Raw genomic sequence first — 14559 nt, 5'->3', positions numbered from 1 at the left:
AGAGGCCATCGCCGCCCTCATGAAGGAGCGCCCCTCCATGCGGGATGGCCCGCCGCGGCCTCCTCATGGTGCTGCCGGACGCAGGGCAAGCCACCAGGACTCCAGCAAAACCTGAGTACTTGGAGAGTCGGAGGCCCCGGTGGAAATTCGGGCGCGTCAGCATGTCCCCGACTGCGGGCACCGAGCCTTTGTCCCTGCTGGGCGGAGCGGCTCCCCAGTAGCGGCGGCCACAACCTCCTCCGGCCCTGAGGCACGCATGCGTGACGAGAGCGACTCCCCCAGACCATTCACCCAGACGCCCGGCCCTGCCCCAGCCCAGCCCTCGAGGGAGGACTGCCGCACGCAGGAGTTGGCGAAGCCGCACAAGGAGGTCGGGGACGCCTGGCTGAAGTTGGAGAATGACGGAGACACCGCCGTCGTCGTCTTCCTCGGGGAGCCGCACCCGCGCGACGTGGCATTCATCGACAACAAGTTCGTCCCCTTCACCCGGAGGCTGAAGGCGGAGGGACACAATCCCGTGCTGCGATTTACCCACAACGTCGCCCTCTTCGAGACGCGCGAGGTGAAGGTGCTGGAGTACGGGATTGCCTTCTTCAAGGACGTCCTGCGCGTGCGGCACACGTTTGGGTTGGAGACATGGGCCGTTGAAGTCCAGCGTCACGGGGCCGCGAAGGACTGGTGGCAGACGCGCTACTCCCTGCAGCCCGAGCGCCGCCTGTCCCCGGAGCAGCAGCAGGCCTTCCAGGGGCTGCCGCTTCACGACTTGGCGAAGCTCTGGGTGGACGCGTCGACGGAAGTCGAAGCGGTGCGCCGCGGCGACTCGGGCGTAAGGCCACCCAACACGCGCCTCGTGCAGTACCTCTCTGACGTACTGAAAACCATGCCGCGCATGAGGGTGGAGCGCCTCCTCCACCACCTCGGAATGCAGCAGGTTGGGGACGTGTCAGCCATGCGCGGCGAGGAGTGGCAAACCTTCGTCGAAGCGCTTGCAGTCGAGTACCGGGCGTTTTGGGAACGAAACTGCTGAGCGCCAGCCCGAGGTGAGTTGAGCCGCCAATCGAGGGCGCGCTGCGAGGCAGCCCGTCCGCCCGTCTCAGGAAAACAACCCATGCAGGACTCCTTCTCCGCGAGCCGCGGGGACGAGGGGCGCGGTGCCTCTCGTGTCCTCGGCCTCCCAACAGTCATTGCGCAGCGGCGGCCCCGCGCCCTGCTGGCGTGGCGTGCGCGCCAACCTGGCGTGCGTCGAGGGCCGGACTCCGCGGCGACGAGGCGCAGCCCCCAGGTGTCTGCGCCATGAGCTTTCGTGCCTTCGTGGAACAGGTGCGGAGCCGCTCGGACATCACCGCCGTCGTCGGCGCCCATGTCGAGTTGCGCCCTTCGGGCAGCACCCTCAAGGGACTCTCGCCCTTTCACCCCGAGAAGACGCCTTCCTTCGTCGTGTGGCCCACCACGCAGACGTGGCACGACTTCTCCAACGGAGGCAGCCTGGGGGGAGACGTCTTCACCTTCGTCCAGGAGAGGGAGAAGGTTGACTTCAAGGAGGCGGTATTCCGACTGGCAGGGCGCGCCGGTATTTCCCTGCCTGCGCCCCATGACGAGTCCCACGCGCGTGAGCTCGAGGCGCTGGTGGAGCGCCGCGACGTCGAGCGACTCCTCACGGCCGCCGCCGACTACTACCACCGCCACCTGCCCGCGAACATTCGCGAGGAGTCCTTCAAACAGCACTACGGCTTCACCGACGAGGTGGTGGACAGCTTCAAGCTGGGGTGGGCAGACGGCGGCCTCTTCGCGCACCTGAGAGAGGGTATGGGCGCGAGCCGCGAGGCGGCCCTCAAGACGGGCCTCTTCGTCCAACTGCCGGGCGGCCACGTCGAGGACTTCTTCCGGGAGCGCCTCGTCTTCCCATATTGGAAGGATGGCCGCGTCGTCTACTTCATCGCCCGCGCGACGCAATATACGGGCGACGAAGAGTGGGAGAAGGCGAAGTACAAGAAGCTCCTCACCCATTCGGAGCGGCACCCCTACGTCTCGCCCACCGTCCGCAACGACTACTTCTACAACGAGGACGCGGCACGCAAGGCCGACACGCTGCTGATTACGGAAGGCGTCACCGACTGCATCAGCGCCATGCAGGCGGGCATTCCTTGCCTCTCTCCCGCCACGACGCGCTTTCGCAAGCAGGACATTCCTCGGCTGCTGAATCTCACGCGCGACGCCAGGCGCGTCGTCATTTGCAATGACGCCGAGGCCAGCGGCGCCGGAGAGGCGGGCGCGCGGGAGACTGCGGCAGCCCTCTGGGCCGAGGGCCGCGAGGCGTGCGTCGCCCTGCTTCCACGTCCGCAGGGCACCGAGAAGGTGGACGTCAACGCGCTTGTCGCGTCGCAGGGCGCCGCGACGCTTCACGAAGTCCTCGGACGCGCGAGGGCATACCCGGAGTACCTGCTGGATGGCATTCCAGAGAGTGCGCCCAAGGCAGACTTGGACAAGGCGCTGGCGCCCCTCCTGGCCTCATTGCAGCAATGCACGGCAGTCCGAGCCGACGTGGTGCTGGACGCCATTTCGGCGAAGTTTGGCCTCCGGAGGCGGGCACTCAACGCCAACCTCAAGGGGGTGGTGGCGGAGAAGGAGGCGGCGGCCACGGCGCAGCGCCGTGCGTCCGCCGCGCGCCCGGAAATCAACGTGGGCAACCGCCAACTCTGGGCCATTGTCACCGAGGCGCGCCAAGCCGTGGTGCAGGCGAATGAGCGTCGCATGCGGGCTGCCAGCACGCAGGGCTTCGCCAATGAGGCGGCGCCACTCTTTGTGCGAGGCAACGCCCTCGTGCAACTCGCGCAGCCCGAGAAGGAGGCGCCCATTCTCTCGGAGATGACGGAGGCCGCCGTCTACGGAGTCCTCCTCCGGGAGGCGACGTGGGTAACGGAAGTCGAGGGCAGGCCGCACTCCGTCTTCCCGCCGAAGGACGTCGCGCGGGACTTCCTCGCGTACCCGCCCCCGGGCCTTCCCCCAGTGGAGGCCGTCATTACCACGCCGGTATTCGGCCAGGACGGGAAGCTCCTCCTGACGCCCGGGCTGCACCCGGAGGACAGACTCTGGCTGGAGCCCACTCCTGCGCTTCACCTCGGCGCCGTGTCCGAGCGGCCGACACCCGAGGAGGTTGCAGCCGCACGTGCCCTCTTCTTTGACGACGTCTTCGTGGACTTCCCATTTGCCCACCCCAGCGATAAGGCACATGCCCTCGCCGCCGTCCTCCTCCCCTTCGTCCGGCGGATGATTGAGGGGTGCACCCCCCTCCACGTCGTAGAGGCGCCCGCTGTCGGATCCGGCAAGGGCCTCTTGTGCGACCTCGTCTCGTGGGTGGCGACGGGCAGGGCGTTCGCCATTGGCACCTTGCCTGAGAATGAAGAGGAGATTCGAAAGACGCTCACCGCCGAGCTCGCCCTGGCGCGCCCCCTCATCCTCCTCGACAACGCCAATGAGAAGGCGACGCTCTCCTCCGCGGCCCTCGCCGCCATGCTGACGAGTACCTCCTGGACGGACCGTCTCCTGGGCAAGACGCAGAAGCTGACGCTGCCCAATACCGCGATGTGGATGCTCACCGGCAACAACCCGAAGCTTTCAAAGGACATTGCCCGTCGCTCCGTGCGCATCCGCATCGACCCCAAACTGGACAGGGCCTGGACGCGAAGTCGCTTCAAGCATGACCCGATTATCCTCTGGGTGAAGGAGCACCGGAGCGAGTTGGTGCGTGCGGCCCTGACGCTCGTGCAGGCGTGGATTGCCGCGGGGAGGCCCCTGGGGCGCGAGCGGCTGGGTTCCTTCGAGCACTGGGCGGCCGTCATGGGCGGCCTTCTCAAGGTGGCTGGGGTAGAGGGCTTCCTCGGCAACCTCGACGAGCTTTATGCGAATGCGGACGTCGAAGGGGAGTCCTGGCGCGAATTCGTGCAGTCCTGGTGGGCAGCCCACGGGACGGCGGAGGTGCTCGTCTCCAGTCTCAACGAGCTCTGCGAGAAGGACGAACTGATGCTGCAGGTGCGAGGCGAGGGCGGCTCCCGCTCGCAGCAGAGCCGGCTGGGCCGAGCGCTGCAAACGGCGAGGGACCGAGTCTTTGGGGACTTGCGGGTGGTGGTGCGGAACCAGGACCGCAAGAAGCGGACGATGTACGCACTCCAGAAGCTGGCGGGCGAGCCGGAGGTGAATACTGTCGTCACCGGCCCGAAGGAGATCCACTTCCACCGGAATCACCGAGGACCAGAGGACCACCCGGTGATTCCGAGGCGGTTCTCCGCCCGAGCCGACAGCGCATGAGGTGCACAGGGCCAATTGCGCTCGTGGCTGGCGGCGCGGGCGGGCTGAGGGGTCCTCGCCGGTCGAGGGTGGTGGGCGCGTGGCGCGTCAGGTTTCTGGATTTCGGAAGCCCTTGCCGTCGAGAAGAAAGCGCTCGGAGCGCTCTGTCAGACGCTCGGCGATGACCTGCGCGTTGAGCGCGTCGGGAAACACCTTGGGCCATTCCTTGAAGGCCCGATTGGTGGTGATGCAAGTCGAGCGGCGATGGTCGTAGCGCTCGCTGATGACTTGAAAGGCAAGCTTGGCCTGTGCGGCGTCCATCGCGAGCACCGCGAAGTCGTCGAGGACCAGCAGGTCAGCCTTCACGAAGCGGCGGAGCGCCTTCTCCAGGCCACCGTGAAGCTCCGCGCCGTGCAGCTCATTGAGCATGCGTGCCGCGCTGATGACGACGACGCGGCGGTTGGCCTGGCACACGCGCCATGCCAGTGCCCGCGCGAGGTACGTCTTCCCGGTGCCAGGCAGACCGATGAAGAGGGGGTTGATGCCTTTGTCGAGGAATGCGACATCGTGCAGCGCGAGGTAGCGTCCTTTGAGTTTCTTGCGCACCGGGCAGAAGTTGAAGTCGAAGCCATCGACGGTGTTCACCTCGGGGAAGCAGGCGCCCCTCACCTTCGCGGCGACAGAGCTGCGCATCCGGCTGATTCTCTCTTCATCACACAGTCGGCTCACCACCTCGAGCGCGGGCAGATTCTCTTCTGCCGCCTTTGTCAGCAGTGCGGACAGAGTCGAGGCCATGCCTGGCAAGCGCAGCCACTTCAGCTTCGCCAGTGTGAGTTCGACGACGTCCTCGCTGTCGTTCATGGCGCGTCCTCGACTGCGTCAGCCACCAGCATCCTCGAGCTGGGGACAAGGGTGTCGTAGACGGAGAGGTCCGGCTCCGAGAGCGAAATCTCGTCGAGTTCCGGTTGGCCCAGCCGCAGCGGCGCCGCGCTGGGGACGAGCCCCTTCTTTTGCCGCAGGACATACTCGACATAGTCCGCGCCGACATGGCCGGACCTCATCACATCCTCCATTGCCGCCGCGGTCGCCGAGGTGCCGAAGACTTCGGCGAAGAAGACGAGGCGTACCGACTCGCGCTGCAGCGACTTGCTGCCCGCGGCGGCCACCTTGAAGTAGCGCGTAGCGATGTCGCCCATGCGCTGCAACACGGGCGAGAGGGTGCCCTTGCGCGCGCCAGGCTTCGTCTCCAGCGCGGCTTGTCGGTGCACCGCCAATTCGATGTCCTGCCCGACACTCCAGCCTCGCTGGTGGCACGCCACTTCCTTCATCCCGAGGAAGACGCGCACCCAGTCGTCGTTGGCGCGTACCACCACCTGCTGCCCGATGAGGCCAGGTGGCACCGAGTAGAAGTTCCTGTCGAAGCGCACCCGGAAGGACTTCGTCACCCCGACGCCTTCCAATTCATCCGTCTCGAAGCGCGCCGAGGACAGCGGCCTGAGCACCTGCTTCTCCTCATGCTGGAAGACAAGCGCGGGCACCTTGCCTGTGACTTCATGCACGCGGTTGTTGGCGAAGTCATCGCGCCACTTCACGGCCTGGACATTCAAGTCCATCAAATCCGTGAAGCGCCGTCCGGGCCAGAAGCGCTCTCGCACGAAACCGATGGGGCGTTCGACGCGGCCCTTCTCGTTGCCGCGTCGCACGTTGCATGCTCGCACAGCGAAGCCTCGTGAGCGCGCGTAGTCGAGGAAAGTCGTGTTGAAGACGACACCCTTGTCGGTGTGCTGCAGCACCACCGTCCTCATGTTGTCGAAGATGTCGACGTGCGTCGTCCCGCCGAAGAAGCGCAGTCCGTTCTCCATTCTTCGCAGCAAACTGCCCATTGACTGACTCAAGGCGAATTCAAGATACAGGTAGCGTGAATGGCACAGCGCCATGACGAAAGCGCTGACGCGCCTCGGAATGCCTGGCAACGCGAATCCGAAGTCGGCCCAGTCCACCTGCACGGCCTCGCCCGGCGCAAACCTCAAGGTGAGGAAGGCTTCCTTCTCGCGCGGCCGAATCCTCCGCATCCGTTCGCGCAGGATGCTGACGCCGCCCTGATATCCTTCGTGGCGCAGACGCTCCAGCACCGCCGGTGCCCGGAGCTCGGGTGTGTCGTCCAACAGTTGCTTCAACATCGCCTCGTACGGCATCAGCAGAGACGTGCGCGGCTCAACGGGCGCCCGCCTCGGCTGGGGCCGCTTCGCCACGAGGCCGCGCACGGTGTTGCGCGACATGTGCAGACGCTTGGCGATGGCCCGGATGCTGACTCCGTCGACCAAGTGCAACTTCAGCACTTCAGCCTGCCGACCCACATCTGTCTTCACGGTGGCCTCCTGTCTCGAAGCCCCACCCAACCAGGACGACCGCACACCGCGCAGCACAGGGGGACCCCCAGGGGCGCCGCACCGCGCCGCTCGATGAACCTTCCGCTCGTCCTGATTCCTGCGTCGTCGCGCGTGTCACGGGGCTTCTCCGTTTCCGCGACATCCAATGCGCAATCCTCCGGTTTCCTGGAAGACTGATCCGCCACGCGACGCTCCCGTCGTCGCGCTCGCCTCAGGCGCTCCGCGTCTCGATGGTCATCACGGCCTTCAGGCGAACGCCGGTGCTTTCGGCGAGCGGCACGGACCGACACTCGCCGGGATGCGCTGGCGCACGCTGGCCCGCAGTACCGCTGGCCGCGCTCGCACCTGCCGCACAAGCCAAACGCCACACCGCACCACCTGCACTCCCGCGCTCGTAGTTCCACCCATCGCGTGGGCGAGAAGTCGACAGCGGGCACCTGATGCCGCAGTCTCCAGGCTTCGAGACAACGCGGCTCCTCCCGCTGGGCGGCCTGGCTGCCTCCAGGTCGCCCGTCTCACTCACTCCCGCGACCAGCCTTGAGCCGACCCCACCCCCTCGCCAGTTTCGCGACCACAGGGGGCCTCCGCTCGCTTCGCTCGCTCCGGCACCGCCCCGCACCACCTCCCATCACCATGACGGGCATGCGCTTCCAGGTGAGGTCGCGGCTGCTCGCTCCGGTACCGCCGCGCACCACCTGTCATCACCCTTGCTGACCCGGTCCTCGGTGATTCCGGTGGAAATGGATCCCTACGCGGCCGGTGACGACAGTGAATACGGCCACGACTGCCGCGGAGGCGCCGGAAGTCGACCCTTGGGCGTAGCAACTGCCCTGCGCCTCCCTGCGGCAGCGCTGCGAGGATGCTGTGGAGGGCGTGCTGTCCGAGGCGCTCTGGGAGTTGTGGCTGCGTCGACATGCGCAGCCGCAACGACAGACGCCCGCGTGGAGCGCGGAGGAGAGCGCGCATGGCTGAGCCCCAGACTCTCGACTTGTCTTCTTTTGGGGACAGAGCGTCCATGGCTTTCGCCCGAGGGCATGCCGCCCCGGACGAAGGAGAAACCACCATGGCGAAGAAGGGGACTGCACGTGCCGCGCGCACGCAGTTGGCGGACGTGCCACAGCAGCTGGCCGCGCTGGCCAGCATGTCGGTGCCGGATTTGGCGGAGAAGTACCAGGAGCTGTACGGCGAGCCAACGCGCAGCCGCAACCGGGACTACCTGAAGAAGCGCCTGGCCTTCCGGATTCAGGAGCTGGCTGAAGGAGGGCTCTCCACGCGCGCCGTCGCACGCATCTCGGAGCTGGGCGACAAGCTGCCCGAGCGCTGGATGATGCGGCAGGTGGCGGAGACGAAGCCCTCCGCGCCGCCTCCGCCTGCCGCTGCGGACGCACGTGCGCCCGCTGCGGACGGACGCGACGCGCGCCTGCCGCCTCCGGGCACGGTGCTGACGCGCGTGTTCAAGGGCACGCAGCACCGGGTGACGGTGCGCGAGGACGGAATTGAATACGAGGGCCAGCTCCACCGCAGCCTCTCCAGCGTGGCCAAGCTGATTACGGGCACGGCCTGGAATGGCTTCACCTTCTTCAACCTCAAGGACGGCAGCTCGAAGGCGGTGCCGCGATGAGTGGCCCTGCATTCTTCCAGACGCACATGGGGCAGCGCTTCTTCGAGGGGACGGTGCCGCAGATTCTCCGAGAGCTGCGCCGCCTCAACGACAACCTGGAGCGGCCGGTGGCCGTGGCGGAGCAGTTCGCCGGGCAGGAGCAGTCCTCATGCGCCGAGCCTGTGGAGCCGACGCCCGGGGATTCGGAGGGGAAATGAGGAAGAGCAAGTCGCCACCCACAGACGCGAAGCGCTGCGCAGTCTATACGCGCAAGTCCACCGCGGCGGGCCTGGAGATGGAGTTCAACTCCCTGGACGCCCAGCGCGAGACCTGCCTCGCCTACGTGCGGAGTCAACCGGGTTGGACGGTGGTGGACGAGAGGTACGACGACGGCGGCTTCACGGGCGCCAATATGGACCGGCCGGCCTTCCAGCGGTTGCTACAGGACGTCGACGCGGGCCGGGTGGACGTGGTGGTGGCGTACAAGGTGGACCGTCTCTCGCGCAGCCTCCTCGACTTCGCGAAAGTCATGGAGCGCCTCAACGCGGCGGGCGCTTCCCTCGTCCTGGTGACCCAGAACTTCTCTACTGCAAACGCAATGGGGCGCCTCACCCTCAACATGCTGATGTCCTTCGCCGAATTCGAGCGGGAGATGATTTCGGAGAGGACGCGGGACAAGGTGGCTGCCGCGCGCCGCAAGGGGATGTGGACGGGGGGGCGCGCGCCGCTGGGCTACGACGTGAAGGACAAGCGCCTCGTGGTGAATGAGTACGAGGCGGTGGTGGTGGGAGAGGCCTTCGAGCTGTACCTCCAGCACCAGCAGGCCTCGACGGTGGCGCGCCTCCTCAATGAGACGGGGCGCAAGACGAAGCGGTACGAGGCCCGGAGCGGTGCCACGCGCGCGGCTCGGGCTTGGACGACGCAGGATGTGCTGCGCCTCTTGAGGAGTCCCTTATACGCGGGCTTCGTGCCCTACGGAGACGAGACGCACCCGGGTGAGCACCCGGCGATTGTAGACGGGGCCACCTTCCACCGGGTGCAGGACATGCTGGAGGGCCCCGGCCTCCAGTACCACGGGCGCAACCCCGACTACGTGCTGCGAGGCCTGTTGCGCTGCGGCCTGTGCTGCGAGGCGATGACGCCCGGCTCGACGCGCAAGGGCACGCGCGAGTACCGCTACTACCGCTGCACCACGCGGGACAAGCAGGGGAAGGAGGGGTGCCGGGCTGCTCCCATTCCGGCAGCCGCCATGGAGGACTTCGTCGTCGCGCGGCTGCGGGAAGTCTCCGTCGGCGAGGGCTTCGCGGCGCAGGTACACGCCCGGCTCACCGGGCGGCTGGAGGAGAAGCACAAGGCCCTGCGTGTCGAGCGCTCGCAGTTGCCGAGGGATTTGGCCAAGCGCGCCGGGGAGTCGAGGAAGTGGGTGGACTCCCTCGCCAAGCTGGAGGGCCCCGCCCGGCGCATTGTCGAGGAGAAGCTGACGGCCACAGAGGAGGAGGTCGCCGGCATGAGGAAGCGACTGGCGGCGGTGGAGCGCGCCCTGGACGCCACGCAGGGGGAGCGGTTGGAGGTGGCGTGGGTGGCCCAGGCCCTGGCGGACTTCGACGCGGTGTGGGACGCCCTCACCGCCATGAACCGGGGGCGCCTGCTACGAGCCCTCGTTGGCCGGGTGGTGGTGAACGAGGCGACGGGCCAGGTCGACGTTTACCTGTCCCATGCCGGTGAGGCCGCAGCGCCCGAGCGCGAGGAGGCAGCAGCGTGAGCGCAAGCCCCGAATCCCAGCCGGCGGAGGCCGGCCTCGTCAGCGCGCACTTCCACCGCGTGCGTCGCTCGAAGGTGCGCTTCCGAGAGGGGGCGCCGCCGTCGCCGCGAGAGGTGGCGCGCCGGACGGCACACGCCGCGGGAATGCTGGCCCTGGCGCACCATGTGGAGTCCGCCATTGAGAGGGGGCTCATGGCGAGCGCGGCGGACGTCGCGAGTCAACTGGGCTTTACCCGGGCGCGTGTGACGCACCTGTTGGACTTGCGGTTGCTGGCGCCCGACATCCAGGAGGAGGTGCTGTTCCTCGAGGCCGTGGATGGGGAGGAGCCCCTCAGCGAGCGAGTCCTCCGGGCCATTGCACACGCGGGGACGTGGGAGGTGCAGCGCGAGCGCTGGCGCGAGGTGAAGGCTTCATTCTGAGACGGGAGTCCGAATACCCGGACTCCTTGGTGTAGCGTGAGTGCAAGAGGCTGAATTGTTGTCCGCGTTGAGCGTGCGCGGGCTGGATGCCCCGCGAGGAAAGAGAGCGAGAGCACATGCAGAACGACATGAAGAGCACCATTCAGGCTGCGGTGGCAGAAGAGGTGGGGAAGGCGATGGCCCGGCAGTTGGATCTGCTGGAGAAGATTGCTCAGTTCCTGGGCATTGAGCCTGGCTCGAATCCCGCGTCGTCCGCGCCGAAGCGCACCCCTGTGCCTCCTCCCGCGTCGAAGCGCCCGCCCGCGCCCCCCACCGGGCCCGCGCCGAAGCGCCCGTCCTCGGTGCCCGTGCGGAAGTGGGTGAAGCCGAAGCCGGAGGCCGCGCCTAAGCCCACGAGGACGAAGGCCGCGCCCCAGAATCGCCGAGGGAGCCCGCGTGCGGCGGGACGTACAGCGGCGGTCGCCACGCCCAGCTCCAGTCCCAGCCCCGCGACGTCTGTCACATACGCGGAGGGGCAGGAGGTGCGCTACAAGCAGGGGCGGGGCACCTTCTCGGCGAAGGTGACGGCCGTCGACGCGAAGGCGAAGACGGTGACGGTGGAGCGCGTCTCTGATGGCAAGCAGGTGGTGCGCCCCTTCGACAAGGTGACGCCCGCCTGAGTCTGGGCCGCGAAGCGCCCTCTCCGGAGGGCGCTCCTGCGGCCAGTCGCTCGAGGGTTGCAAAGCGAGCCGCGCTCATCGTTACGGCGCGTCGGCCATGTCTTCGAGCTGCCCCTCGGCGAGGGCGCGGTAGTGGGGCACGACTTCCACCTTGAGCACGTCCCGCATCTCCTGGCGGGCGCGGCCGAAGTCCCCCTTGTCTTTGTACTGGTACATCCGGTGCAACGCATCCATGAGCCTGTGGGAGCCTTCTCGGATGCGCTGAGACTCCTCACGTAAGAGGCCCAACGCACCCTCCTCCGTGGCGAGCGCGCTCTCGGCTTCACTGTCGCTGATGCCCACCTCGGAGGCCGTGCGCCTCAGCAGTGCCTTCGCCTCAGTTGTGAGGGCCAGGCGCGCTCCTGTGGTGGAGACACGACGTGCCAATTCGCGGATCGGGCCCCAGTCAACGGTTTCACTCACGAGTCATTTCCCTTTGCGAGCAGTCCAAGCCTGCGTGCGAAGCCAGAGCTGGGGCCTCTTGCACCCAGGGGAGGGATAGGCGCTCATGGGGCTGCGGCCTGTCCGCTGCGGGTGTCAGAGAGCTTCACAGGTAATCAAGGTCATGTTAATTCGACGGTCGAGTCAACTATACCTTGGCGTTCCCGGAAGGGTGCCCGGTGGCGGCGAGCCTCGTTGCCCCTGGGGCCGCACCCCTTCACTCAGGAGGATTCACAGCCATGTCGAAGCGTTCGGAAGACGATGTGACGACGGAGGATTTTCCGCGCAGAGTCCCCACCCTGTCTGCACCCAGCGGGGCGCACTTCCTCTTCGAGGTGGAGGGCGTGCGTTACGAAGCGGTGCGGGAGCTGGAGGTGCGGCCGAGTGGCGAGCGGCTGCTGAGGGCGGAGCGGCGCGTGGCGGATGGCGCGCTATCCGGCCCCTGTCTGGTCCGTAGGATCGCCAGCCCATCCACGTACATGCAGCGCAAGCGGATGATTGAAGAGGTGCAGTTGGCCTTTCGCCTCAACCACCCCAACATCGCTCAAGTCTTCCACATGCAGGTGGATGAGGAGGAGGACGCCCCCTACGTCATCATGGAGGACGTGGGTGGGCCGTCGCTGGAGACGCTGGTATGTGCGGCGTTGGTGAGAGGGCAGCCCCTCTCGGAGGGCTTCTGCTTGTACGTGGGCGCGGAGGTGGCGGACGCACTGCACCATGCGCACACGCTGACGTCGGAGAAGGGAGTGCCCCTGGGCATTGTCCACCGCGACGTGAGCCCTCGTCACATTGCGCTGGGGCAGCATGGAGAGGTGAAGGTGCTGGACTTCGGAGCGGCGTACTCGCTGCTGGTGGGGCGGGAGGAGTCGCCGGAGAATCTGCTCCGAGGCGACGTTGCCTATGCCAGCCCCGAATACCTGCGCAAGGAAGGGCTGACGCCGCGCTCCGATGTCTTCAGCCTGGGGGTGTTGCTGGTGGAGGCCTTGACGAACAAACACCTCTTCGAGGTGCACGACCTCCCGGTGGTGGCGGCGAAGGAGAGCCGGTTCCAGGCGGAGATGCAGCCCTCTCTGCCCTTGGGGCAGATGCAGGCTCTCATGGAGTCCTTCGGACCGGATGTCGTCGAGAAGGCGGTGGCCCACCTCAATGCGGACCTCAAGGCGGTGCTGCACACCGCGCTGCGCCTCAATCCCGAGGAGCGCTTCGCGACGGCGGCGGACCTGCGGGATGCGCTGCATGGTGCCGCCCACGCCCAGCTCCGCGAGCCCTACGGGCGCGCGGAAGCCACCAAGGAGACAGCCCGTGTCGTGTCCGAGGGCGGAGTGCTGCGTGACGAGGTGGAGTTCGGCGAGGCCGGCCTCTACCCGGTTGGGCTGGAGAAGCACGAGTTAGGTCTCCCGAAGAAAGAGTAGGCCGCAGATGCTCTGCTTTCGTGTGGCCTGCAATGGCCGGCACCTTGCCACCGCGGGGGTGCCGGACTTCGGAGTCCTCTCCACCATTCTGACGTGGGTGCGCCGCCCCGACGACGAGTCCAACGCCAACCCGGAGTTGGAACTCCACGTGGGAGGCTCCGTGGGCAGGCAGTACGGCGAGAACCTGATGTGGTGTGACGTACCCATCCGCGCGGGCGACGTCCTTACGGTGGAGGTGCGTGACGACCTGGAGTCCGACCCTCCGCGGACGCGCCGTGTCGACGAGGAGGCGGGGCTGGACGATATTTCCCGCCTGCGGTTGCAGCAGAAGCGTCTGGAAAAGCTACTCGCCGAGGTGAACGAGGAGCTGCGGGAGTGCGGCGGGGCGTAGCGGGGTGCCTCCTCCTTCGGATGGGGAGGTGCTTCGTCATCGCCGGGGACCGCTCATGCTGGGGGACGCGCGTGCTCCAGTGCAGGGCTCCGAGGTATGGGGCTCTGCCCGCCAGGCCTGCTCCCTGCTTGGAGTCGCCAGAGCGCTGGCCGCAAGTCGCTTGGCACTGGGGGAGAAGGTGGTGCGGGCCGTTTTGCGGCGCCCCTCCTCCCAGGAAGCTGCTTCAGCGGGCCAACTCGGTGGTGATGCGGACGAGGGCATCCAACTTCGCCGCATCGAGCTTCCGCGCGAGGAAGAGGAGCCGGCGCAAGGTGACGTCGTCGTCGGGCCGAGTTGGACTCCCGCTGCTGGGCGACTCGGTGAGGCCCATCATGTCTTCCGGAGAGACCATCAACTCGATGCACAACTTCTTCAGCGTCTCGACGCTGGGAACCATGTGCCCGCGTTCAACTCTGCTGTAGACGGCAGGGGCCATCCCCACCCGCTCCGCGACTTGGACCTGCGTCAGGCTCATCTGCTCCCGGGCGAGGCGGGCGATGGCACCCAGGTGCGTTGCAAGCTGTTCGTTCATAGGTACAAAGAAGTATACCCGAATTGCCAGTTGTCATGGGAACACCATTCCATCAGCGCACGTCCCGCAGAAGTTGGATGAGGGCGAGCGCCTGGTGCGCGTCCAACTCGTGCACACGGCGGAGCAGGGCCTCCTTGGCGGCAGCGACGACGTCGGGTGGCAGCGAGGCGGTATAGCCCAATAACTCGTTGGGAGTGGTTCGGAGGGCGGGGCACAGACGGTACAGCGTCTGGACGCTGGGGAGCATTCGTCCCCGCTCGAGTCGGCTGTAGACGACGGGAGAGATGTCGATGAGGTGGGCCACGTCCACCTGTGTCAGGTTGGCGCGAAGACGGGCTGCGCGCGCGGTGTCGCCGATGATGGCGGACAAGGGGCGGGAGGGCTCCTTCGGAAGGGCGAGAGTGCGGATGTCAGGGTGGATATACATTCCCAAGGAACTGTACCCGATAGTCTAATTGACTTCACCTAGTCGAATGGCTTGGAGCTACTTGGGGATAGTGGTTGGAGGTGGGGGAAGACTTCGCGCGATTTCCCTGGGCTTCTGGTAGCGTGGGCCGGCGCGGGGAGGGAACCGCATGCGCGTGGCCGCAG

General features: G+C 67.0%; 14 protein-coding genes. 9 read left to right on the top strand and 5 right to left on the bottom strand.

Annotated elements, in window-relative coordinates; genetic code table 11:
• The first annotated feature begins 451 nt into the window (after positions 1-451).
• Both D7X30_RS22435 and D7X30_RS22430 read left to right on the top strand, forming a co-directional pair.
• Positions 452-1027 carry a hypothetical protein gene (locus D7X30_RS22435; protein ID WP_233591709.1) on the top strand — a complete coding sequence of 192 codons (576 nt, stop codon included), beginning with the start codon at positions 452-454 and terminating at the stop codon, positions 1025-1027.
• A gap of 266 nt (positions 1028-1293) precedes the next feature.
• Positions 1294-4305 carry a CHC2 zinc finger domain-containing protein gene (locus D7X30_RS22430; RefSeq protein WP_120564974.1) on the top strand — a complete coding sequence of 1004 codons (3012 nt, stop codon included), beginning with the start codon at positions 1294-1296 and terminating at the stop codon, positions 4303-4305.
• A gap of 87 nt (positions 4306-4392) precedes the next feature.
• On the opposite strand, the gene D7X30_RS22425 is transcribed toward D7X30_RS22430, so the two are convergent.
• Together D7X30_RS22425 and istA are read right to left on the bottom strand one after the other, a co-directional pair.
• Positions 4393-5145, bottom strand: coding sequence for an ATP-binding protein (locus tag D7X30_RS22425; protein WP_120564973.1), 753 nt, complete (start codon positions 5143-5145; stop codon positions 4393-4395).
• On the bottom strand, positions 5142-6653 hold the full coding sequence (gene istA / locus D7X30_RS22420; RefSeq protein WP_158619325.1) for an IS21 family transposase: 1512 nt from the start codon (positions 6651-6653) through the stop codon (positions 5142-5144). The genes D7X30_RS22425 and istA overlap by 4 nt, the downstream gene beginning before the upstream one ends.
• A 1084-nt stretch (positions 6654-7737) precedes the next feature.
• On the opposite strand from istA, the gene D7X30_RS22415 reads away from it, so the two are divergent.
• The 5 genes from D7X30_RS22415 to D7X30_RS22395 all read left to right on the top strand — a co-directional run bounded on the left by D7X30_RS22415 (position 7738) and on the right by D7X30_RS22395 (position 11114).
• Complete coding sequence (locus tag D7X30_RS22415; protein WP_120564971.1) at positions 7738-8295, top strand: DUF2924 domain-containing protein; 558 nt, start codon at positions 7738-7740, stop codon at positions 8293-8295.
• The gene (locus tag D7X30_RS22410; protein WP_120564970.1) at positions 8292-8492 is read left to right on the top strand and encodes a hypothetical protein; all 201 of its coding nucleotides are present in this window, start codon (positions 8292-8294) and stop codon (positions 8490-8492) included. The genes D7X30_RS22415 and D7X30_RS22410 overlap by 4 nt, the downstream gene beginning before the upstream one ends.
• Positions 8489-10036, top strand: coding sequence for a recombinase family protein (locus D7X30_RS22405; protein ID WP_120564969.1), 1548 nt, complete (start codon positions 8489-8491; stop codon positions 10034-10036). Before D7X30_RS22410 ends, D7X30_RS22405 begins: the two co-directional genes overlap by 4 nt.
• Positions 10033-10455: a hypothetical protein gene (locus tag D7X30_RS22400; protein ID WP_120564968.1), complete on the top strand. Its 423-nt coding sequence runs from the start codon at positions 10033-10035 to the stop codon at positions 10453-10455. The genes D7X30_RS22405 and D7X30_RS22400 overlap by 4 nt, the downstream gene beginning before the upstream one ends.
• Positions 10456-10571: 116 nt before the next feature.
• Positions 10572-11114 (top strand): PspA, encoded by a 543-nt coding sequence (locus D7X30_RS22395; protein WP_120564967.1) that lies wholly within the window; start codon positions 10572-10574, stop codon positions 11112-11114.
• A gap of 81 nt (positions 11115-11195) precedes the next feature.
• Here the strand turns inward: D7X30_RS22395 and D7X30_RS22390 are convergent, their stop codons facing one another.
• Positions 11196-11576, bottom strand: coding sequence for a DUSAM domain-containing protein (locus tag D7X30_RS22390; RefSeq protein WP_120564966.1), 381 nt, complete (start codon positions 11574-11576; stop codon positions 11196-11198).
• Positions 11577-11833: 257 nt separating this feature from the next.
• On the opposite strand from D7X30_RS22390, the gene D7X30_RS22385 reads away from it, so the two are divergent.
• Both D7X30_RS22385 and D7X30_RS22380 read left to right on the top strand, forming a co-directional pair.
• A complete protein-coding gene (locus D7X30_RS22385) occupies positions 11834-13006 on the top strand; it encodes a serine/threonine-protein kinase (RefSeq protein WP_120564965.1) in 1173 nt (390 codons plus the stop codon).
• Between the two features lie 7 nt (positions 13007-13013).
• Positions 13014-13397 (top strand): hypothetical protein, encoded by a 384-nt coding sequence (locus D7X30_RS22380; RefSeq protein ID WP_120564964.1) that lies wholly within the window; start codon positions 13014-13016, stop codon positions 13395-13397.
• Between the two features lie 223 nt (positions 13398-13620).
• Here D7X30_RS22380 and D7X30_RS43435 read toward each other — a convergent pair whose 3' ends face one another.
• Positions 13621-13968 carry a helix-turn-helix domain-containing protein gene (locus D7X30_RS43435; protein WP_120564963.1) on the bottom strand — a complete coding sequence of 116 codons (348 nt, stop codon included), beginning with the start codon at positions 13966-13968 and terminating at the stop codon, positions 13621-13623.
• A 52-nt stretch (positions 13969-14020) separates the two neighbouring features.
• Complete coding sequence (locus D7X30_RS22370; RefSeq protein ID WP_233591708.1) at positions 14021-14338, bottom strand: helix-turn-helix transcriptional regulator; 318 nt, start codon at positions 14336-14338, stop codon at positions 14021-14023.
• Positions 14339-14559: the final 221 nt, after the last annotated feature.

The organism is Corallococcus sp. AB011P (genome assembly GCF_003611605.1).
GTDB classification, from domain to species: Bacteria; Myxococcota; Myxococcia; order Myxococcales; family Myxococcaceae; genus Corallococcus; species Corallococcus coralloides.
Note: the sequence above shows the minus strand (reverse complement) of the source record. Positions and strands in the feature narration are given on the sequence as shown.